Source organism: Pseudomonas sp. NFACC14 (assembly GCF_900106885.1).
GTDB lineage: Bacteria > Pseudomonadota > Gammaproteobacteria > Pseudomonadales > Pseudomonadaceae > Aquipseudomonas > Aquipseudomonas fluorescens_AA.
Genome location: NZ_FNOA01000004.1, coordinates 295,168 through 316,309 on the forward strand (window position 1 = coordinate 295,168; position 21,142 = coordinate 316,309).

The window sequence follows — 21,142 nt, forward strand, 5'->3', positions numbered from 1 at the left end:
TTGGCCCATCAATGGCTGGAAGGCAGGAACTTGAACAAGGTCTCGCAGACCCCGGCAATGTGTTCGTCCAGCAGCGCCACGGCCCGCTCGACATCACCGGCGCGGCAGGCCTTGATGATTTCCCGGTGCTCGTGATCGGCTCGGTCCTTACCGGCCGAAAGGCTCATCTGCATGCGCAAGTAACGCTCCAGCTTGTCGTGGACCGAGCGAATCAGGCTCACCATGAACGGCCGTTGGGCCGGTTCGTAGAGACAGGCGTGCAGTTGCCAGTTCAGTTCGGCCCAGCGCCCGACGTCGTCTTCACCGACGAACTCCCGGCAGATGCTTTCGGCGCGGGCGAAGGTGTCTTCGGTCATGTTGGGAATCGCCAGGCGCAGCACTTTGTCTTCCAAGAGCATGCGCACCTCGAACATCTGCGCCAGCTCCGCCTCGGAAATGCGCGTCACCATCGCCCCGCGATTGCGCTGGAACATCACCAGGCCTTCGGCCTCCAGGCGCTTGAGGGCCTCGCGCACGGGAATCTTGCTGACGTTGAACTGGCGGGCGATATCATCCTGGCGAATCGGCTCGTCCTCGGCAAAATGCCCAGCCACGATGGCGTCGCGCAGATGGCGGGTGATGATTTCCGACGTGGAAGGGGTGTTGCCCAGGTCAGGCAGGTTGAACTTGGATAAAGTCACGGCGGCGGGTCGTTCGGCTTAGGTGGGGATATGGTATACGACTTTGCCGGGACGGTCGTTGGGGCTATGAGCTGCTAAGCCGACCCCAATTCACAGGTTTCTGTGTTTATCCATGGGAGAAACTGGTCACGCGGGCCTGCGTCCGAACGATGATCAGCCCGGTGATGCACGCTCCGGCGCTCAACGCTACGCCAAACAGTATCAACGCCACATTGGCGCCGAAGCCATCCGCCAACAACCCGGTCACCACGACCGGGATGCTGAAGCCCACATAGGCGAACAGGAAGAACCCCGCGCTGACCCGCGCCTTCTCCACGCCGGCCATGGCGGTGACGGCAGACAACCCGCCCAGGTACAGGAAGCCATAGCACGCACTGCTGGCGCCCAGTGCGCCAAGCAGTACGGCGGGCAGGGAACCGACACTGGCACCCCAGGCCAGCAACGCATAGCTCAGCGGCAGGATCAACAGCCCCAAGCCCGTGGCCCTGGCCGGCGACATGCGCCGCACCCAAGGCTGGAAGAGCAGGCCGCAACTGATGACCGTGAAGGTCGACAGGCCCGACCAACGCTGCAAATCGTGGGTTGCCAGCACCGACGGCAATATGGCGATGACCAGGCCCGAAGTCGCCCAGGCCAACAGCATGGAAAAGCTGTAGGGCAGGCTGCCGGCGGGAAACAAAGGCAGGCGCAGCAGCGGCGCGTCTGTGATTTTCAACGCCGGGTCCGGTAGCCGCCAGACCACGACAATCGCCAGGGCGGCCAACAGCAGTTGCAACCAGAAGCTGCCGGGCGTGGCGCTGGGATGAACGAACAGGAACAGACTGGTCAACGCGGCCCCCAGGCCAAAGCCCAGGGAGGTGCTGGCGGTGACTCGGTTGGCCGGCGAGCGGGTATCGCGGGTTGCCATGAGCTCTGTCATATAGGCGGTCGACGTGGCCGAGGCCAGCCCCGTGCCGACCCCCATCATCAAGCGCGCCACGCCCAGTGCCACCAGGTTCGGCCAGAGCAACGTCACCAGCGTCGCCAGCATCGACAGCCCGAGCGCGACCAGGATCAACGGCTTGCGGCCCACCCGGTCGGCCAGTCCACCGAACGCCAGCAGGACCGGCAACACCCCCAGCACATAACCGGAAAACGCCACCGCCGTGGCCCCGGCCCCGGAGCCGGACAACTGCGCGTAGGTGGTGTACAGCGGCGCCTGCAGGTTGACCGCGAGGGTGATCAGGCAGAGGCCGAAAGCCAGCCCCCAGGCATGTCGATGCTGTGGGTTCAAGAGTGTTCCTTAAAGGGTGCGCATGAAGTCCCGGGGACTATCACCGCCGGGCACAACGCAAACAAGGAACAGACGCCGGCCATTTGTGTTTAACTGTTTTCTAGAAAATCGAGAACACTTGGCCAAGAGTGCCCGCCGTGGACCTGAAGATTGATCGCAACACTGCCGAGCCCATGATCCGGCAGCTCGTGACGCACCTCACGGGCTGGATCAACGTCCATGGCATTCGCCCTGGAGCGCGAATGCCGTCCATTCGCCAACTGGCCCGGGAAAATGGCCTGAGCCTGTCGAGCGTGATCAAGGCCTATGATCAACTGGTTGCCAGCGGGGTGCTGGAGTCTCGGCATGGCGCGGGCTTTTTTGTCGCGCAGCAATTGGCCCGGCCAGTGGAGCCGATAGCTGAAACGGATAACCCCTCGTGGCGGTTGTTCGACAATGAGTCGACGCAGCTCAAGCTCGGTTGCGGCTGGCTGCCCGACGCCTGGCGCGACGACACCGACCTGGGCCAGGCGATCCGCCAGGTGGTGCGCAGCGACAACCACGCATTGTTCAACTACAGCACCCCGTTGGGGTCGCCTCATCTGCGCCTGCACCTTCAAAAACGCCTGGGCCTGATCGACATTCACGTCGACCCGGCACAGATCATCACCACCCAAGGCGCCAGCCAGGGCCTCGACCTGTTGGTGCGAACCCTGCTCAAGCCTGGCGACCTGGTGCTGGTAGAAAGCCCCGGCTACTACAACCTGTTCAATCTGCTGAGGCTGCAGGGGGTCAAGACCGTGGCGGTGCCGAGAACCGCCCAAGGCCCGGATATCGCCCGCCTGGAACAGCTTCTCGGGGAGCACAAACCCTCGTATTTCTTCATCAACAGCATGTACCAGAACCCCACCGGCACCAGCCTGGCGCCGAGCGTGGCCTATCGTCTGCTGCAACTGGCGACGGCCCATGACTTTCGCCTCATCGAGGACGACATCTACGCCGATTTCCAGAATGGCCCGACGTCCCGCCTGGCCTCCCTGGATGCCCTGGACCGGGTGATCTACCTGGCGAGCTTTTCCAAGACCTTGTCCAGTTCGCTGCGCATCGGTTATGTCGTCGCCCAGCCCGACATCATCCGGCGCCTGGCCGAAGTCAAGATGATTACCGGCATCGGTTGTTCGCTGCTGGCGGAAAACGTGGTAGCGACGTTGCTGGCCAACGGTGCTTATCGCAAGCTGATCCAGCGCTTGCGCCAGCGCCTGAACAAGCAGATGGCAAGTACGCTGCGCCAACTGGACCCGGCCCACTGGGAGGTGTTTGCCGAGCCGATGGGGGGGATGTTCGTCTGGGCCAGGCCTCGGTGCCTGGCGCCGCAACGGGTGCAGCAGATCGCCCGGGAGTTGCAGATCCAACTGTCCCAGGGCTCGACGTTCCTGCCCCAGGGGGAGGCGTGCGATTGGTTGCGGTTGAATGTCGCCTATGCTCAGGATCATCGTGCGCAGGTGTTCTTCCAGCGGGTGGCGCAGGAGTCGATTGTGGCGGGCCAGTAGAGCGTGGGGAGATTGTCCTGGCGCTATCGCGAGCAAGCTCGCTCCCACAGAGGAGAGCCGGAGGGCCACCGAAGATCCCTGTGGGACCGAGCTTGCTCGCGATGACGGACTGATCAGTCACAAAAAATATCAGCGTTAATGGGAATAAATATCAAACAGCAATGAGTTGCTGTATCTTTCGCGACACATTCTTGTCAGCCTCCCGATGTGGAGGCTTTTTTCCATTAGGATTGTGCATCGATGCGTCGGATTCTCGTTTCACTGTGTGTGCTCCAGGCTTATTCCGTTTCCACCTGGGCCGAACAGCCGGTCCCTGCCAAGCCGGCTTCCCTTGAGTTGCAAGCCACGGATATCGTCGGTAATGCCGACTATGAATCGGCACAGGGACCGGTGAAGGGCTATCACGCCACCCGTTCGGCCAGTGCCACCCGTACCGACACGGCGATCCATGAAACCCCGCAATCCATTTCCGTCGTGTCCCGCGATGTGGTCGAAGACCTGAGCGCCACACGCTTGCAGGATGCCCTCGATTACGCCGGCGGCGTGGGCCGGGCGAACAATTTTGGCGGCCAGGGCCTGACCACCTTTACTGTGCGCGGTTTCACCACCGGGGAGTTCTACCGCAACGGTTTCCCGATCAACCGTGGCTACCCGAACATGCCGGACGCCAACACCATCGAGCGGCTGGAGGTCCTGCGCGGCCCGGCCACCATGCTCTATGGCCGTGGCGATCCGGGCGGTACCTTCAACGTGGTGTCCAAGCAGCCGTTGGCCGAGCGCACGGTGACCCTGGGCAGCCAGGTCAGCGACCAGGGGATGCGTCGCGGTACGCTGGATGCGTCCGGCCCATTGGACGAAGAAGGGCGCCTGGCTTATCGCCTGAACGTGATCGGCGAGGGCGGCGATACATTCCGCGACCACGTCGAGACCGAGCGCTACGGCGTCGCGCCGGTGGTCGCCTGGCAGGTCAACGACACCACGCGCCTGATTTTCGAAGGTGATTTCATGCGCAACAATGCGCCGCTGGATCGTGGGCTGACCCATTACGCCGGCCAGCGCGGCACCGCCTCGCGCGATACCTTCTTCGGCGAGAAGGATGCCGGCAAGCTGCACAACGACAACAACATGCTGCAGGTGCGTTTCGAGCACATGCTCAACGACGACTGGACCCTGGCTGGCGGTACCCAGTGGCTCGACGGCACCTTGCAGGGCAATGCCATCGAGGGCAACGGTATCGCCGCCGATGGCCGCACCCTGGGGCGTAACTTCAACTACCGCAAATTGGAGTGGACCGATCGGGACACCCAACTCAACCTCACCGGGCATTTTTCCACGGGCGGGTTCGAGCACACGTTGTTGACGGGCGTCGAGTATGAAGACTACGACTACCAGTCCATCATCCAGCGTTCCGCCGCGGGCACCGGTGCCTACCCGATCGATATCTTCGACCCGGTGTATGGCCAGCCACGCCCGGCTTTGACGCGTACGCCCACCGATGACCAGGAGAACCTCAAGACGTTTGGCGTGTTCGTCCAGGATCAGGTGGCGCTGACGGAGCGTTTGAAGTTGCTGGCGGGGGCGCGGTTTGAGCGATTCGAGCATCAGTATGAGAGTTTCGTCCCCCAGAACCCGCCTGGTAGTCGCAACTGGGACGTCACCGACAGCGCCGTCACCCCGCGCCTGGGTATGATCTACGACCTGACCGACACCGTGGCGGTCTATGCCAATACCGCACGCTCGTTCAAGCCCAACAACGGTGCCAGTCGCGCAGGTGGCGGGTTCAAGCCGGAAGAGGGCAAGTCCTATGAGATGGGGATCAAGTGGGAAGCCTTGGATCGTCAGTTGAGCGTCGATGCGGCGGTGTACCAGATCGAAAAACGCAACGTACTCACCACCGACCCGGTGGATTCCACCTTCAGCGTGGCCGCCGGCGAAGTGCGCAGCCGTGGCTTTGACCTGAACGTGGCGGGCAACCTGACACCGCAATGGCGCCTGATCGGTGGTTACGCCTATGTGGATGCCGAAGTGACCAAGGACATCAATATCCCGTCCGGCACCCGCTTGCTCAACGTGCCCAAGAACACTTTCAGCCTGTTGAACGTCTATGAGTTCCAGGAGGGCGGCCTCAAAGGGCTGGGCCTGGGGCTGGGCGCCAAGTATGTGGATGAACGGGCCGGCCAGACTGCGGCGAATGCATTCTCCATGGACAGCTACACGGTGGTGGACCTGCTCGGCTACTACAAGGTCAACGAGCGGATCCGCCTCAACCTGGACCTGAAGAACCTGTTCGATGCCGACTACGAAGAAGGCGCTTTCGGGAACGTCTACGCCTACCCAGGTGCACCGCGGACGGTACAGGCCGGGATTTCCTACACCCTTTGAAGTCGCGGGCAGTCGCAGTCCAGGTGGGAGCGAGCTTGCTCGCGATGGCGTCGGGTCAATCGGGATTGACGTTGACTGACACACCGCCATCGCGAGCAAGCTCGCTCCCACAGTTTTGCCGGGCGTTCACAGACTTCGCAGTCACCACCCACCCTCTGTGGGAGCGAGCTTGCTCGCGATAGCGGAGGATCAGTTTGCAGCGATGTGGGATGTGTTGACGTCATCGCGAGCAAGCTCGCTCCCACAGTTTTGCCGGGCGTTCACAGACTTCGCAGTCACCACCCATCCTCTGTGGGAGCGAGCTTGCTCGCGATAGAGGAGGATCAGTTTGCAGCGATGTGGGATGTGTTGACGTCATCGCGAGCTGGCTCGCTCCCACAGTTTTTCCTACCACTTGCCGGTGCTCATCCCGCCGTCCACCGGCAATATCGCGCCCGTCGTGAAATCAGCGCCCGCCAGGTACAACACGGCTTCGGCAATTTCCTCGATGGTGCCCACGCGCCCGGCCGGGGCCAGGTTGTCGAGGAAGTCGCGGTGCGCCGGGTCGTGCATGGGCGTGTCGATGATGCCGGGGGCGACCGCGTTGACCTTGATGTTGTGGGGCGACAGTTCCAGGGCCAGGGCGCGGGTCATCTGGTTGACGCCGCCCTTGATCAACACGGGCAGCGCAGCCGGGACCTGGATGTTCGGCTGCAGGGCCACGGCGGCTGAAATGTTGATGATGAAGCCGCGCTGGCGGCCGATCATGTGCGCGGCAGCGGCCTGGCTGGCGTAGACGAGGCCCTTGAGGTTGGTGTCCAGCAGCGCGTCCAGGTCCTGGGGGCTGTATTCGACGAAGGGTTTCGGCAGGAAGAAACCGGCGTTGTTCACCAGCCCGTCAACGGCGCCAAATGCCCCGACAGCTTGGGCGATGAGGGCGGTTGAAGTGGCCGGGTCGGCGATGTCGCCGGCCACACCCATGAAACCGGCCGGGTGACCGAGCTGGGCGGCGGCAGCATCCAGTCCGGACGGGGAGCGGGCATTGCCCACCACGTTATACCCCCGGGCCAGGAACGCCTTGACCAAACCCAGGCCGATCCCGCTGGAAGCGCCGGTGATGATGACGGTTTTATTGAGGCTCATGATTGACTCCTGATCACATTGAATGGAACCGATGCGCCTGTATGGCGGTGGTTGAGCTCAGGGTATTGATGCCACAGGGTTTGATAAATAAGGCTTCTGGTACTTGAGTTGATACGTCATGTAATCAATGACAAGGGCAACACGTCCCCCCCTGTGGGAGCGAGCTTGCTCGCGATGGCGTCAGGTCGGTCGGGAGTGATGTTGACTGACACGCCGCCATCGCGAGCAAGCTCGCTCCCACAATGTTGTCGGGTTGGCAGGCAGAAAAAAGCCCGGTCAGTCGGACCGGGCTCGCAAGGGTGGAGCGCTACTCCTTGGGAAGACTTCGATACTCGGTGGTCGTCATCCCCGCATAACCCCAGTTATCCGTATCCACTTCCTCGATCACGATATGGGTCAAGTGAGGGTCCTTGCCCAGCACGCGCTGGAGGGTTTCGGTGATTTCGGCAATCACCTGGGCTTTCTGTTCACGGGTGACGCCATCTCGGGTAATTCGTACGTTGACGAAAGGCATGTTGCACTCCAACTGGTGGGAAATGAACGCAGGACAACGCCCGCATGTTGCAAGGCCACTGTATTTATACGCCATGGGCTGATAAACAGGCCTTTGGAAACTTCAGTTGATACGCGGTGTAACGAATCATGAAGCGGCATTTCGAAGACCTGCAGTTGGGCAGCATAGAACTGTTCTGCCTCGCGGCGGAGGCGGGCAGTTTCACGGCCGCGGCGCAGTTGGCGGGGGTTACCCCGGCGGCGGTGAGCCGCTCGATCTTTCGCCTGGAAGAGCGCCTGGGCTCACGGCTTTTCGTACGCACTACCCGCAGCATCCGCCTGACCGAAGCCGGCAAGACCTATTTCGAACAATGCCGGCAAGCGCTGACGCAACTGGTCGAGGCGCAACAGGAAATGATGGGCGCCCAATCGGTGCCGTCCGGGCAACTGCGCATCAGCCTGCCCACCACCTACGGGCATCATCGGATCCTGCCGTTGCTGCCGGCCTTTCGGGCGCTGTATCCGCAAGTCAGCGTGGACCTGCACCTGAGCAATCGAAATATCGATTTCGTCGCTGAAGGTTATGACCTCGCCATCCGGGTGCGGGCCCAGCCGGATTCGTCGATGATCGCCCGGCTGCTGGAAGACGCGAAACTGGTGGTGGTCGCGTCTCCGGATTACCTGCGCAAGGCCGGCACGCCGCAGGTTCTTGAAGACCTGGACGACCACGAGTGCATCCAGTTCGAATTGCCCAGCAGCGGGCGACGGATTTCCTGGTTGTTCAATGTCGAGGGCAAGGAAAAGGAGATATTCGGCGAAGGAGGGTATTGCTGTTCGGACGACGTGCTCGGCGGCGTGACGCTGGCCAAACATGGCGCCGGCTTGTTCCAGACCTACAAGTTCATCGTGGAGCAGGAGCTGGCCAATGGGCAATTGGTGGAGGTACTTGCGCCTTTTGCGGGGCGCTCGCGTCCGTTTACCTTGCTGTATCCCCATGGCCGGTATGTGCCGCAACGGGTGCGGGCATTTGTGGATTTCCTGTTGCAGCACCGCGCACAGTGGGCTGCGGATTGAGGTGATTGTGATCTGTGGCGAGGGGATAAATCCCCTCGACACAATGAATCACAGCGTCTTCAAGTTGACAGGACGCTTTGCGCAGAAAATTTCTCCATCAGAACCGAAACGCCTGACGACCGATCAGCAACCACTTGCCATTCTTCTGCTTCTGCCAGATCTGGAAGTTCTCGATTTCCGTCGGTACCACTTCCGTGCCTTTGAGCGCCTGTGCCGAGAAGTGATTGCGCACTAGCGCAGTGTCCCCGGACAAGGTGATCTTCTGGTTTTGCATTTCCAGGGTCTTGAACGCACTCTTGCCCGTTTCGATGTCGGCGATGAAGGCTTTCTTATCCTGGATGTTGCCGCTGGAGTGCCCGTAGGTCAGGTTTTCGGCGGCCAGGGCCTGGAGTTGCGGGATGTCTTTATGCAGCATGGCCTGGGTCAGGTGGTCGACGGCCTGGGCCACTTCCTGCTCGGCGGATGAAGTGGCGGCCGCTGCGTAACCGCTGAACAGGCACAGGAAGCTGATGGCGAGTGTGGTCTTCTTCATGGGAGGTTCCTTGTTTTTGTTGTATCGGAGAAGGACGAGCGTCACATGCTCGTCGGTCATCGTACAACCTGGAGAGGAAGCCGGGAATAGCCGATGCGCCGGTTAATTTCTGAAGGCGTCAAATCAGTGGGGACCGCGCCCCCTGTGGCGAGGGAGCAAGCTCCCTCGCCACAAGAGACGCTTTAGCCGTGATGGCGCATTCACAACCCTTCGCGAACCGCTCCCCTAATCCCCTCCAGCAACATGGTGAACGCCGGGTTGTCGTTGTCCTCGCGCCACACCAGGTGCAATTCGCTCTGCACCCCTTCACCCAGGTCGATCTCGCGGAACACCACCTGCTTGAACACCACGCTGGTAGCGCAACGCGGGACCAGGGCCAGGCCCATGCCGGCGTTGACCAGGGCCAGGATCGTCAGCGACGACCCCAGCCATTGCACGAATTGCGGCGCGACCCGGGCCGAGCGGAGCATGCCGGTGAGCAGTTCGTTGAAGGGCGGGTAGGCGGAGTGGGAATACATGAGGAACGGCTGGGCGTCCAGGTCCTGGACGCTCACCGTGTCGGCAGTCGCCAGGGGATGCCCGGCCGGGACCGCCAGCACGAAGGGTTCGCGCACCAGGCATTCAGTGGCATAGCCGGTTTCCAGCAGCGGCGAGCGGACGATCCCCAGGTCGATGCGCCGTGCCCGCAAGGCTTCGTGCTGCTGGTAGGTGTTCATCTCCGCGAGGACGATCTTGACCTGGGGCTGTTTCAGCCGGGCCTCGGCGATCACCTTGGGCAAGAACTCGTACACTGCGCTGCCGACGAAGCTGATGGTCACCGAACCGATGTCGCCCTGGGCGAAACGCCGGGCCGCCACGGCGGCTTGTTGCGCCTGTTCCAACAGGTTCTGCGCTTCGATGAAAAACGCCCGGCCGGCGGCGGTGAGTGCCACGCTGCGGGTGCTGCGGGTGAACAGTTCGACGCCCAGGTGATGTTCCAGCAATTGGATCTGCCGGCTCAGCGGTGGCTGGGTCATGTTCAGGCGTTCGGCGGCGCGCCGGAAGTTGAGTTCGGTCGCCACGGTGGTGAAGCAGCGCAGCTGGGCCAGTTCAAACATTGATTCAATCCAGGTATCAATCAAGTGCCAAGTTAGATTAGACGGGAACAATCCACCGCGTCCATCATCGTCCCGTTCCCCACAAAAACAATGATCGGGAGGCACCCCTTGAATAACGTAACGGACTCCACCCATGACAGCACCCTGGCGCTCGCGGCGGCCAAGGTCAAACGTCATGTACTGCCGTTGGTGGTGGTGATGTTCATCGTCAACTACATCGACCGGGTCAACATCGGCTTCGTGCGCAGCCATATGGAAACCGACCTGGGCATCGGCGCTGCCGCCTATGGGCTGGGCGCCGGGTTGTTCTTCGTCGGCTACGCGCTGTTCGAAGTCCCGTCCAACATGCTGCTGCAACGCTACGGCGCGCGGGCCTGGCTGACGCGCATCATGTTCACCTGGGGCGCGGCGGCGATGGCCATGGCCTTTGTGCAAGGTGAAACCAGCTTCTATGTGCTGCGCTTCATTCTCGGCGCGGCGGAGGCGGGCTTCTTTCCCGGCATCATCTACTACTTCACCCAGTGGCTGCCCGCCAACGAGCGCGGCAAGGCGATGGCGATCTTCCTCAGCGGTTCGGCCATCGCCTCGGTGATTTCCGGCCCGGTGTCTGGCGCCTTGCTGCACATCAGCGGGATGGGCCTGCATGGCTGGCAGTGGATGTTCCTGATCGAAGGTTTCGCCTCCATCGTGCTGTGCGGGTTTGTCTGGTTCTGGCTGCAATCGCACCCGAGCCAGGCCAAATGGCTGACGGCTGAAGAGAAAGCCGTATTGATCGCCGCCATCGCCGAAGAGCAGCGGGCCCGGGAAGCGGCGCAAGTGATCAAGCCGTCGATGTTCAAGTTGCTGGCCGACCGACAGATCGCGTTGTTCTGTTTCATCTACTTCTCCATCGCCCTGACCATCTACGGCGCTACGTTCTGGCTACCGAGCATGATCAAGAAAATGGGCAACCTGGGGGACTTCCAGGTCGGCTTGCTCAACTCCATTCCATGGATCATTTCCATCGTCGCGATGTACGGCTTCGCGGCCCTGGCCGGCAAATGGAAATTCCAGCAGGCGTGGGTCGCGGTGACGCTGGTGGTCGCCGCGTTCGGCATGTTCATGTCCACCACCGGCGGGCCGATATTCGCCTTCGTGGCGATCTGTTTCGCAGCGATTGGTTTCAAGGCGGCGTCGGCGTTGTTCTGGCCGATCCCCCAGGGTTACCTGGATGCGCGCATCGCGGCGGCGGTGATCGCCCTGATCAACTCCATCGGCAACCTCGGCGGCTTCGTCGCGCCCACGGCTTTCGGTTTCCTGGAGCAGACCACCGGCTCCATCGAGGGTGGCCTGTATGGGTTGGCCGCCACCTCGCTCGTCGCCGCCGTGGTGATCTTTTTCGCCCGCACCACACCGAAGCGCGATACCCCGAACTCACTGTCCGGCCGGCCCGAAACCGTTGTCGAAGCCAATCAGCCGGAAAAAAACCAAGCCTTGAACCCTGGCCCATCGGGAGCCGCTGTATGAAGATCAAACGCGTCACCGTGACACCCATCGCTTTTCGCGATCCACCCTTGCTCAACGCCAGCGGCATCCATGAGCCGTTCGCGCTGCGCTCGATCATCGAGATCGAGAGCGACAACGGTTATATCGGCCTGGGGGAGAGCTACGGCGATGCACCGGCCCTGGCGATCCAGCAGCAGTTGCAGAACCAGTTGATCGGCCTGGACCCGTTCAACCTCAATCAGTTGCGGGCCATCGTCCAGGCGACCGTCGCCGCGCAGAAACCGGCCAGCGTTGCGGGTGCCGAACTGGCACCGGGCTCCCACGCGAGCAAGGCGGTGAGCAATGCCTACTCGGCGTTCGAAGTGGCCTGCCTGGATTTGCAGGCCCACTCCCTGAACGTGCCGCTGGTGGACCTGCTGGGCGGCGCGATTCGCGACGAGATCCCGTTCAGTGCCTACCTGTTTTTCAAATACGCCGAGCACATCGATTCGCCGTACCCGCCCGACAGTTGGGGCGAGGCGCTCAACGAACGGCAGATCGTCGCCCAGGCCCGGCGGATGATCCAGGACTATGGCTTCAAGAGCATCAAGCTCAAGGCCGGCGCCCTCGATCCGGAACATGAAGTCGCCTGCATCAAGGCGCTGAAACAGGCCTTTCCCGGCTACCCGTTGCGCATCGATCCCAATGCCAACTGGTCCCTGGAAACTTCGATTCGCATGGCTGAGTTGCTGGGGGATGACCTGCAGTATTACGAAGACCCGACGCCAGGGCTCGAAGGCATGGCCGAACTGCACAAACGCACGGGGCTGCCGCTGGCGACCAATATGGTGGTCACCGATTTCGATGAGTTCCGCCGCAGCGTGGCCCTGGACAGCGTGCAGATCGTCTTGGCCGACCACCATTACTGGGGGGGGCTGCGGGACACCCAGGCCCTGGCGAAAATGTGCAGCACCTTCGGCCTGGGCGTATCGATGCATTCGAACTCGCACCTGGGCATCAGCCTCATGGCCATGGCCCACGTGGCGGCCGCGGTGCCGAACCTGGACTACGCCTGCGATACCCATTACCCGTGGCAGGAGCCGGATGAAGAAGTGATCAAGGGCGGCAAACTGCCGATTGTCGACGGCTGCGTGAAGATCACCCGGGCGCCGGGCCTTGGCTTGGAATTGGACCGGGATCAATTGGGCAAGCTGCATGATCAGTTCCTCAGTTGCGGCATCCGCCAGCGCGACGATGTGCGGCAGATGCAGCGCTACCGGCCGGAGTGGAAGACCGTCAAGCCGAGGTTCTGAGCTGATAGCGAGGGGGCCTGCTGCGCCGGCCAGCGGGAGCAAGCTCCCTCGCCACAACAGCAACACAGTGCAAACCTGTGGGAGCGAGCTTGCTCGCGATAGCGCTGTGTCAGCCAACCGCATTGTTGAATGACTCGCCGCCATCGCGAGCAAGCTCGCTCCCACAATAAGCAGGACAACCGGCCCACACCCAAAGTATCGCAGCCGTCGGCAAGGCAGTCTTACACCCAAGCTGTCGCGCCCCTCGTCCTCGCCGTCTTACACCCAAACTGCCGCGCCGGGCCGGCGCTGCCAAAGCATTCGCCAATTGCCTCCAAGGCAGCGTATGACGCGCCCTGGCGCCTTTCGATAATCGCCTCCGACATCCCGTCCCCTGTTGCGGAGCGCGCCATGCACAACAATAAGAATACCTGCCTGCGTTTTTTGCCTGCGGTCATCGCCGGCCTTTCCAGTCTGGGCCTGACGTCTTGGGCCAACGCTGAAATCATGCTGTACGACAAGGACCAAACCACCTTTTCCACCGATGGCTACATCAACGCCTTTTACGTCAACAGCGACGTGGATCGCGCGGGTGATCAGTACGACCGTCGGCAGGCGCGGGTCAAAATGGGCTTTTTGCCCAACTACCTGGGCTTCAACATGGGCAAGCAGGTCGATGACCTCAAGCTCGGCGCCCGGGCTTCGTTCTGGGTGACCATCAACGACAGTGAAACCAATGGCACCGACACCGCCATCGACGTGCGCCAGTTCTACGGCACCGTGGCCAATCCGGAGTGGGGCGAAGTGCTGATCGGCAAGGACTTCGGCCTGTTTGCCCGCTCCAACATCCTGCTGGACGAACTGCTGGCCGGTTATGGTCAGGTCAGCGACTCCCTGGGGCTGGTGGACGGTGGTGGCGTCTCGTTCGGCAACATCGGCAGTGGTTATCCGTATCCGTTCCCGACCTCGCAGATCACCTACCGCACGCCGGTGATGGACGGGCTGCGGGTGGCGGTCGGGATCATGGATCCGGTGGACACCAACGACAACAGCGCTACCGGCAAGGCCTATCAGGAAAACCCGCGCACCGAGAGCGAGATCACCTACCAGTTCGACCTGGGCGGGGCGAAGATCTACAGCTGGCTCAATGGCAGCTACCAGACCTCGGACAACACCGATTCCACCGTCGAGTCGGTGACTTCCAAAGGTCTGGGGTATGGCGTGCAGGCCAAGATGGGCGGTCTGTCGCTCACCGGCTCGGGGTTCCAGGCCAAGGGCATCAACCCGTTCTTCACCAACAACGCCGGTGAAGCCACCCTGCGCAATGTCGACAGCAAGGGCTACCTGTTGCAGGGCTCGTACAAGCTGGGCAAGAACCGCCTGGCGCTGTCCTACGGCAAGACCGATGACGACGGCAACGGCGTGGTAGGCAGTGGCGCCGACTACGAAACCCGGGGCATCGCGCTGTTCCACGATATCAACGACAATCTCAAGCTCGTGGCCGAGTACAACCAGTTCGAAATCAACGGCCACGACACCAGTGCCCAGAACGAAGACACCGACACCTTTGCAGTAGGTGCGGTGCTTACCTGGTGAGGGTGACCCCCAGGCTGCGCACATGACCCTGTGGGAGCGAGCTTGTTCGCGCTGGGGTCTGTAGGAGCTGGCGAAGCCTGCGATCTTTTGATCTTTCGCTTGGGACTCAAGTGTCTGGGGAAAGATCGCAGCCTCGTTGCACTCGACAGCTCCTACACGGTTCCTACACAGCGCTAAGCCTGTGGGAGCAATCTGGCGGTGTGTGTTTTACAACTTCGGCAACTGCCCGATCCGCCCCATCATCTCGGTCACGATCTGCAAGTCCAGCAGGAACTGCTCCACCGTCTTGAACTCGTTGTCGTTGTGGCCGGTGTACTTGACGTCGGGCATCGCCAGGCCGAATTGCACGCCGTTGGGCAGGTCATGGACCGAGGTGGCGCCGGCGGAGGTGCCGTATTTGTGTTCCATGCCCAGGTTCTCGCTGGCCACGGCCAACAGCGCCTTGACCCATTCTCCCTCGGGGTTGCGGTACATCGGCTCGTCGATGGAATAGTCGAAAGCCACCGCAATGTGGGATTTCTTGCTCCAGGCGGCCAGCTTGTCGGCAATGTCAGTCTTGATCGCTTCGGTGGGCTTGCCGACCGGTACCCGCAGGTTGACCGCCAGTTTGAAGGTCTTCTCATCCATCCCGACGAAGGTCAGGGATGCGGTCAGCGGGCCCATGAAGGCATCGGAAAAGCCAATCCCCAGTTTGTTGCCCAGATAGTCCAGGCCCCAGTTGTCGGCGGCGTAGCGGGCGGCGTCGGTGATGTGGTTGTGTTTGAGCGCGACCTTGCCGTCCAGGCCATTGATGAAGTCCAGCATCCGCGCGACCGGGTTGACGCCTGACTCGGGCTCGGAGGAGTGGGCGGATACGCCGGTGAAGGTCAGTTGCACGTCCTTGCCGACGACCTGGGTGCCCACTTCGAAATTGCCGCCGTTGCGCTTGGCATAGTCGGTCGCGGCCTTGAGCAGCTCGGCAGCCAGTTCGGCAGGCTTGTCGCTGGCGAAGGTGGCCACGGAGGTCGATGGAATCTGATTGGTCGCCAGGCCGCCGGTCAATGCGGTGATTTGCGCGCCCTTGCCCTGTGCCGTACGCCGGGCGAAGTTCGCCATGACGGTGCCGTAGCCTTTCTCGGCAATCACCACCGGGTAGCCGCCATCCAGCGCCAGGTTGTAGTTGGGCGTCGGGTTGCGCTCGAAATAATAGGGAATGGCGTCGCCGGTGGTTTCCTCGGTGGTGTCGACCAGCAGCTTGAAGTTGCGCGCCAGTGGCAGTTTTTCTTCCTTGATGATCTTCATGGCGTAGAGGGCCACGACGATGCCGTTCTTGTCGTCCTCGGTACCCCGGCCATACATGCGGTCGCCCACCAGGGTGACCTTGAACGGATCGAGGCGGGTGCCGTCTTTCAACACCCAGTTTTGCGGCGTGACCGGCACCACGTCGGCATGGGCATGGATACCGACGACTTCGTCACCGCTGCCTTCGAGGGAAATCTCATAGACGCGGTTGTCGATGTTGCGGAAGTTCAGCTTGAACGCCTCGGCCAGGCTCTTGATCTTGTCGGCGATCTTGAGGAGTTCCGGATTCTCGTGCTGGGCTACACCGTCCTTGCGAAAGGTCGGGATGGCGACCAGTTCCTTCAGCGTCTCGGTGGCGGCTTTGCCGTATTTCACCCGGGCGTAGAGACCCAGCAGGCGATGAATTTCGTTCTGTTGTTCAGCCGACAGGGTTTTGTTGTCCTGGAAGGCGCTGATGGCCGGGCCCAGGTTCGCGGTTTTGGCGAGGTCGCTTTTGGCCACTTCCGCGAGGAACTGCCGGAAATCGGTGACGGAAGTGTCGGAGAAGGTTTTGACGAGGGTCGCGCTTTGTTGTGCGGTGATATTGGCGTTGGCCGACATAGCGAATGACGACAGGCTGGACAGTACGAGGGTGGCAACGGCAAGACGCTTGAACGGAAAGTTCATGTTGGCAGGCATTCCTTTGCAGGGGAGAAGTGTCGGTTGATGAAACAATCACTTACAACCTAACACCCCGAACCCGCGGCGGGGGAGCCCTTGAACAGAATTTGTCGCCCGGAAAAGCGAAAACGGCGCAGAAATGAAAAATCCATTCCAACCAGCCGACACTCAGTGTGGGAGCGGGGCACACGCTTTGTGAACACCCGTAACCCAATGTGGGAGCGAGCTTGCTCGCGATAGCGGTGGGTCAGCTTGCATCCATGCTGATCCTGTTGACGCCATCGCGAGCAAGCTCGCTCCCACAGGGTATCTGTGGTGAATACCACTCCCACAGGGAAAGCGGGTGGGTGTTGTTTAATGCGGTGCGCGCGAAATGGTCTTGAGCAGGTCCTCAGGGCTGATATGGCCCACCACGGGTTGCGCCGTGCTGCCGGGCAATGGCAGGTCAAGGATGTGTCCCTTGATCTTGCCGACCACATGCATCTCGCAGGGTTTGCAGTCGAACTTCAGCGTCAGCACTTCATCGCCGTGTATCAGTTGCATCGGCGCGACCTTGGTGCGCACGCCGGTGACACCCTTGGCCTGCTTGGGACAGAGGTTGAACGAGAAGCGCAGGCAGTGCTTGGTGATCATCACCGGCACTTCACCGGTTTCCTCGTGGGCCTCGAACGCCGCGTCGATCAGCTTGACCCCGTGGCGATGATAGAAGTCCCGGGCTTTCTGGTTGTAGACGTTGGCCAGGAACGACAGGTGCGACTCCGGGTACACCGGCGGCGGGCTGGTCTCGGCCTTGCGGCCACCGCGTGGGTGGGCTTCGATGCGGGCGGCGGTCAGGGCTTCGATGACTTCGCGGCGCAATGCCTTGAGCTGCGAGTTGGGAATGAAGAATGCCTGGGGCGCATCCAGCTCGATGGCGGTGGCGTGGTATTCGGTGGTGCCCAGTTGGCCGAGCAGGTCGTGCAGTTGCTCCAGGGCCTGTTCCGGCTTGTTGGCCAGGCCGAACGGCCCGTCCAGGGCGATGCTGGCGCTGATGCCTTCCTCGCTGGTGGCGGTCAGTTCCAGGCGCTCTTCGCGCAGGCGCGCGACCCAGGCCAGGCCGACCCGGCGCTCGGAGGAGGTCTTGAGCAACGCTTGCTGCCAGTTGTGATCCAGGTTGCGGCTCAACGGGTGGTTGGGACGCAGCTGGTACATGCCGGCCGGCATTTCGTTGGGTTCGACGCGGTAGCGGTAGCGCTTCTGGCCGTCCTCTTCGAATTCACCCTTGGGCTCGGCGATGTTGGCGCGGAAACCGACCACTTCGCGCTTGACCAGCACGTTGAGACCGTCGCCGTTGGACAGCGGATCGAAGGTCACCACTTGCAGGTCGCGCTTGCCGACTTTTTCCACCACGCCCACCGGCACGCCGGTAAAGGTTGGCGAATCAAAGGCACCGATGTCGATCTTGCGCTCGCTGACGAAATAGTCGGTGCTGCCGCGGTGGAAGGTCTTGTCCGGGTCGGGGACGAAGAAGTGCGCGGTGCGGCCGCTGGACGCGCGGGCCAGGTCCGGGCGGTCTTCGAGGACATCGTCCAGGCGCTGGCGGTAATAGGCGGTGATGTTCTTCACATAGCCCATGTCCTTGTAGCGCCCTTCGATCTTGAACGAACGTACGCCGGCTTCGACCAGGGCACGGATGTTGGCGCTCTGGTTGTTGTCTTTCATCGACAGCAGGTGTTTTTCATAGGCGACCACCCGGCCCTGGTCATCCTTGAGGGTGTAGGGCAGGCGACAGGCCTGGGAGCAGTCGCCACGGTTGGCGCTGCGGCCGTTCTGGGCGTGGGAGATGTTGCACTGGCCGGAAAAGGCCACGCACAGCGCACCGTGGATGAAGAACTCGATGGCCGCATCGGTCTCGTCGGCGATGGCGCGGATTTCCTGCAGGTTCAGCTCACGGGCCAGGACCAGTTGCGAGAAACCGGCCTGGTCGAGAAACTTTGCCCGGGCCAGGGTGCGGATGTCGGTCTGGGTGCTGGCGTGCAGCTCGATGGGCGGGATATCCAGCTCCATCACCCCGAGGTCCTGGACGATCAACGCGTCGACGCCGGCGTCGTACAACTGGTGGATCAGCTGGCGGGCCGGCTCCAGTTCATTGTCGTGCAGGATGGTGTTGATGGTCGTGAACACACGGGCGTGGTAGCGGTGGGCGAACTCCACCAGCCGGGCAATATCGCCCACCTCGTTGCAGGCGTTGTGACGCGCGCCGAAACTCGGGCCACCGATGTACACGGCGTCGGCGCCATGCAGGATGGCCTCGCGGGCGATGGTCACGTCGCGGGCGGGGCTGAGCAATTCCAGATGATGTTTGGGCAAGGACATTTGTTTTTAGTCAGGCTGGTCACGGTCGAAGCGCGCATTGTAGCCGCCAGGCGCCTCGCCGGCACCTGTGGACTTGGTTTTGCACGATCCTGACCGATGCGCGGCGCTCCCGCGGCGTTCACCCCGGCGTCGAGTCGGCGCTGCACCAGCGGTTTCGCCCGGTGTTTTTCGCCAGGTACAAGAAGGCGTCTGCGGCCTTGATCAGCATGGCCGGGGTAACGTCCTCGCCGCTTGGCTGGCAGGTGGTGACGCCCGCGCTGATGGTCACGATGCCCAAGGGATGGTCGCCATGTTCAATGTTCAAGGCCCTGACCGCTTCGAGGATCTGCTGCGCGACCTTGATGGCCCCAGTGCTGTCGGTGTTTGGCAGCAGCACGGTGAACTCTTCACCGCCGTAGCGGACCGCCAGGTCGCCCGGCCTTTTGATGGTCTGCCCGAGCGCGGCTGCAATCGCCCGCAGGCAATCGTCCCCGGCGGCATGGCCGTATCTGTCGTTGAAACGCTTGAAGTAATCGACGTCGAGCATGATCAGGGCCAGGGACGAACCCTGGCGCCTGGCCAGGCGGAGCTCATCGGCCAGGGCGATGTCCAGCCGCCTGCGGTTGCCCAGCCCGGTCAGGCTGTCGGTCAGCGCCATGTCGCGCATGGCCTGGTGGGCGCTGCGAATCTGCTTCTCCATGGCCATGCGATAGCGCAGCTGGCTCAACACGATGAGCCCGAAGCCCACCAGGATCGCGATCAGGAAAATCAGCACCAGACCGGTCTTGAACAGGTCGCGGCGCCAGGGCGCGATGATCGATTCGCGGGACAAGCCGGCTTCCACCACCAGCGGATAAGTGGTCAGGGCCCGGTAGCCGTACAGGCGCTCGGTGTCGTCGACGACGGCCTTGGCTTCGGCGACCCCTTGGTTGGAGGTGGGTAAATGTTCCCTGAAAATCACGCTGTTGACGAGGCTCTTGCCAATCACCGAAGCGACGAAGGGACGTCGGACCAGGATCGTTCCGCTGCGCTTGGCCAGGACCAGTGCGCCTTTGCCATCGATTTTGAAGTCGCCGTAGTAGTCGACGAAATAGCTGACCTTCACGGTTCCCAGCAATACGCCGGCAAACGAGCCATCAGGGTTGTTCAGGCGGCGGGAAATGGGAATGATCAAGTCGTTGGTGGAGCGGCTCTTGACGACGTCACCGATGCGCACGCCTTGATCCTCGTGGGTACGGTGGTATTGGAAGTAGTCGCGGTCGGCGTTGTTCGCCATTTCCGGGATCGTTTCCTTGTCCGTCACCAGCCATTGGCCGTCCGGGCCGTAGATAAACAACCCGTGCAGTTGCGGCATGATGGCGGCCTGCTGCACCAATAGCTTATGGATGCGCGGGATGTCCATGTTCTGCAGGCCATCGCCCTCCACCCGTTCGGCGAGGGCGGCGGTGACCACATCCACTTGTCGAATGGTATCTTCAGCGTGCTGGGCCGTCGCCCGCGCCAGGTTCGTCACCGAATCCCGGGCAGACGCAAAAGCGGCGCGGTAGTCGCGCCAGGCCCGCCAGCCTTCGACGGCCAGGAAGGCGATGACGACCACGAGCATGAAACTCACGGTCAGCCGGAATGCCGCTCCTGCCCGCACGGCTTGCTGGGAGAAGGCCTCATCGGGGCTTTCGATCTTGGGCTCTGGCTGCTTGCGTCCGAGCATTGACGTATCCTTTCCACGACGGGTCCGCACTTTTCACGGCGCAGCCTATCCTATTCGAATTCAGCATGTTAGCTGACTGCGACGAGGCAGGTACGAGCGGCGACACACGATCGGGGAGAAAGGTTTCATGAAAGTCGGTGTCATTTCCGATACCCACGGCCTGCTACGCCCCGAAGCGCTTGCCGCGCTGCAAGGCTGTGAGCGGATCATTCATGCCGGTGACATCGGCAGCCCCGATATTCTGGCGCAACTGGCATGCCTCGCTCCGTTGTACGTGGTGCGTGGCAATAACGACCGGGGTGCCGAGTGGGCGGGGCAGCTTGCCGATCGCCTGCAATTCGAACTGGACGGCTGGCCGGTCCTGTTGGTGCATGACATCGCCGATGTCCAGGCTGCACTGGACCCGGCCGTGAAGTGGGTGATTACCGGCCATTCCCACAAGCCGAGCATCGAATGGCGCGGCGAACGGCTTTACCTCAACCCCGGCAGCGCTGGCCGGCGGCGTTTCAAGCTGCCGGTGACGCTGGCGTTGGTTGAGGTGGAGGCTGGGCTGATCGAGCCGCGGATCGTTCAGTTACTGGAATGACCGGCGGAGTCTTGCCTGAAGGCGTGTAGCCCTCGTCTTT

At 61.9% G+C, this 21,142-nt stretch carries 16 protein-coding genes; 7 read left to right on the plus strand and 9 right to left on the minus strand.

Annotated elements, in window-relative coordinates:
* Positions 1–8: 8 nt before the first annotated feature.
* Both BLU85_RS09870 and BLU85_RS09875 read right to left on the minus strand, forming a co-directional pair.
* The gene (locus BLU85_RS09870; protein WP_060742054.1) at positions 9–680 is read right to left on the minus strand and encodes a GntR family transcriptional regulator; all 672 of its coding nucleotides are present in this window, start codon (positions 678–680) and stop codon (positions 9–11) included.
* 106 nt (positions 681–786) lie between these two features.
* Positions 787–1,953, minus strand: a complete 1,167-nt coding sequence (locus tag BLU85_RS09875; protein ID WP_092198431.1) for an MFS transporter — start codon at positions 1,951–1,953, stop codon at positions 787–789.
* A 137-nt stretch (positions 1,954–2,090) separates the two neighbouring features.
* Here BLU85_RS09875 and BLU85_RS09880 point away from each other — a divergent pair, with 137 nt between their 5' ends.
* Both BLU85_RS09880 and BLU85_RS09885 read left to right on the plus strand, forming a co-directional pair.
* Complete coding sequence (locus BLU85_RS09880; RefSeq protein ID WP_092198434.1) at positions 2,091–3,482, plus strand: aminotransferase-like domain-containing protein; 1,392 nt, start codon at positions 2,091–2,093, stop codon at positions 3,480–3,482.
* Positions 3,483–3,722: 240 nt separating this feature from the next.
* On the plus strand, positions 3,723–5,864 hold the full coding sequence (locus BLU85_RS09885) for a TonB-dependent siderophore receptor (RefSeq protein WP_092198437.1): 2,142 nt from the start codon (positions 3,723–3,725) through the stop codon (positions 5,862–5,864).
* A gap of 387 nt (positions 5,865–6,251) precedes the next feature.
* On the opposite strand, the gene BLU85_RS09890 is transcribed toward BLU85_RS09885, so the two are convergent.
* Together BLU85_RS09890 and BLU85_RS09895 are read right to left on the minus strand one after the other, a co-directional pair.
* Positions 6,252–6,986, minus strand: a complete 735-nt coding sequence (locus tag BLU85_RS09890) for an SDR family NAD(P)-dependent oxidoreductase (RefSeq protein WP_092198440.1) — start codon at positions 6,984–6,986, stop codon at positions 6,252–6,254.
* A 307-nt stretch (positions 6,987–7,293) separates the two neighbouring features.
* Positions 7,294–7,500: a tautomerase family protein gene (locus tag BLU85_RS09895; protein WP_092172994.1), complete on the minus strand. Its 207-nt coding sequence runs from the start codon at positions 7,498–7,500 to the stop codon at positions 7,294–7,296.
* A 128-nt stretch (positions 7,501–7,628) separates the two neighbouring features.
* Between BLU85_RS09895 and BLU85_RS09900 the strand changes: the two genes are divergently transcribed.
* A complete protein-coding gene (locus BLU85_RS09900) occupies positions 7,629–8,552 on the plus strand; it encodes a LysR family transcriptional regulator (RefSeq protein ID WP_092198443.1) in 924 nt (307 codons plus the stop codon).
* Between the two features lie 97 nt (positions 8,553–8,649).
* Here BLU85_RS09900 and BLU85_RS09905 read toward each other — a convergent pair whose 3' ends face one another.
* Together BLU85_RS09905 and BLU85_RS09910 are read right to left on the minus strand one after the other, a co-directional pair.
* Positions 8,650–9,084: a nuclear transport factor 2 family protein gene (locus tag BLU85_RS09905; RefSeq protein WP_092198446.1), complete on the minus strand. Its 435-nt coding sequence runs from the start codon at positions 9,082–9,084 to the stop codon at positions 8,650–8,652.
* Positions 9,085–9,284: 200 nt separating this feature from the next.
* Positions 9,285–10,181 carry a LysR family transcriptional regulator gene (locus BLU85_RS09910; protein WP_060742062.1) on the minus strand — a complete coding sequence of 299 codons (897 nt, stop codon included), beginning with the start codon at positions 10,179–10,181 and terminating at the stop codon, positions 9,285–9,287.
* A 90-nt stretch (positions 10,182–10,271) separates the two neighbouring features.
* Between BLU85_RS09910 and BLU85_RS09915 the strand changes: the two genes are divergently transcribed.
* From BLU85_RS09915 to BLU85_RS09925, 3 genes are all read left to right on the plus strand, one after another.
* The gene (locus BLU85_RS09915; RefSeq protein WP_092198449.1) at positions 10,272–11,687 is read left to right on the plus strand and encodes an MFS transporter; all 1,416 of its coding nucleotides are present in this window, start codon (positions 10,272–10,274) and stop codon (positions 11,685–11,687) included.
* Entirely contained in the window at positions 11,684–12,958 is a 1,275-nt protein-coding gene (locus BLU85_RS09920; protein WP_092198452.1) for a glucarate dehydratase family protein, read from the plus strand. Before BLU85_RS09915 ends, BLU85_RS09920 begins: the two co-directional genes overlap by 4 nt.
* Positions 12,959–13,348: 390 nt before the next feature.
* Positions 13,349–14,533 (plus strand): porin, encoded by a 1,185-nt coding sequence (locus tag BLU85_RS09925; protein ID WP_092198455.1) that lies wholly within the window; start codon positions 13,349–13,351, stop codon positions 14,531–14,533.
* Positions 14,534–14,740: 207 nt separating this feature from the next.
* Here the strand turns inward: BLU85_RS09925 and BLU85_RS09930 are convergent, their stop codons facing one another.
* The 3 genes from BLU85_RS09930 to BLU85_RS09940 form a co-directional block, all read right to left on the minus strand.
* Positions 14,741–16,480 carry a dipeptidase gene (locus BLU85_RS09930; RefSeq protein ID WP_092198458.1) on the minus strand — a complete coding sequence of 580 codons (1,740 nt, stop codon included), beginning with the start codon at positions 16,478–16,480 and terminating at the stop codon, positions 14,741–14,743.
* A gap of 348 nt (positions 16,481–16,828) precedes the next feature.
* A complete protein-coding gene (locus tag BLU85_RS09935) occupies positions 16,829–18,829 on the minus strand; it encodes a peptidase U32 family protein (RefSeq protein ID WP_092198461.1) in 2,001 nt (666 codons plus the stop codon).
* A gap of 118 nt (positions 18,830–18,947) precedes the next feature.
* On the minus strand, positions 18,948–20,516 hold the full coding sequence (locus BLU85_RS09940; RefSeq protein ID WP_092198464.1) for a sensor domain-containing diguanylate cyclase: 1,569 nt from the start codon (positions 20,514–20,516) through the stop codon (positions 18,948–18,950).
* Positions 20,517–20,643: 127 nt separating this feature from the next.
* Between BLU85_RS09940 and BLU85_RS09945 the strand changes: the two genes are divergently transcribed.
* Entirely contained in the window at positions 20,644–21,102 is a 459-nt protein-coding gene (locus BLU85_RS09945; protein ID WP_092198467.1) for a metallophosphoesterase family protein, read from the plus strand.
* Positions 21,103–21,142: the final 40 nt, after the last annotated feature.

Bases quoted from the DNA above. Each gene is read 5' to 3' on its own strand.
- BLU85_RS09885 (WP_092198437.1), top strand. From the start codon at position 3,723: ATGCGTCGGATTCTCGTTTCACTGTGTGTGCTCCAGGCTTATTCCGTT.
- BLU85_RS09890 (WP_092198440.1), bottom strand. From the start codon at position 6,986: ATGAGCCTCAATAAAACCGTCATCATCACCGGCGCTTCCAGCGGGATC.
- BLU85_RS09895 (WP_092172994.1), bottom strand. From the start codon at position 7,500: ATGCCTTTCGTCAACGTACGAATTACCCGAGATGGCGTCACCCGTGAA.
- BLU85_RS09900 (WP_092198443.1), top strand. From the start codon at position 7,629: ATGAAGCGGCATTTCGAAGACCTGCAGTTGGGCAGCATAGAACTGTTC.
- BLU85_RS09905 (WP_092198446.1), bottom strand. From the start codon at position 9,084: ATGAAGAAGACCACACTCGCCATCAGCTTCCTGTGCCTGTTCAGCGGT.
- BLU85_RS09910 (WP_060742062.1), bottom strand. From the start codon at position 10,181: ATGTTTGAACTGGCCCAGCTGCGCTGCTTCACCACCGTGGCGACCGAA.
- BLU85_RS09915 (WP_092198449.1), top strand. From the start codon at position 10,272: ATGATCGGGAGGCACCCCTTGAATAACGTAACGGACTCCACCCATGAC.
- BLU85_RS09920 (WP_092198452.1), top strand. From the start codon at position 11,684: ATGAAGATCAAACGCGTCACCGTGACACCCATCGCTTTTCGCGATCCA.
- BLU85_RS09925 (WP_092198455.1), top strand. From the start codon at position 13,349: ATGCACAACAATAAGAATACCTGCCTGCGTTTTTTGCCTGCGGTCATC.
- BLU85_RS09930 (WP_092198458.1), bottom strand. From the start codon at position 16,480: ATGAACTTTCCGTTCAAGCGTCTTGCCGTTGCCACCCTCGTACTGTCC.
- BLU85_RS09935 (WP_092198461.1), bottom strand. From the start codon at position 18,829: ATGTCCTTGCCCAAACATCATCTGGAATTGCTCAGCCCCGCCCGCGAC.
- BLU85_RS09940 (WP_092198464.1), bottom strand. From the start codon at position 20,516: ATGCTCGGACGCAAGCAGCCAGAGCCCAAGATCGAAAGCCCCGATGAG.
- BLU85_RS09945 (WP_092198467.1), top strand. From the start codon at position 20,644: ATGAAAGTCGGTGTCATTTCCGATACCCACGGCCTGCTACGCCCCGAA.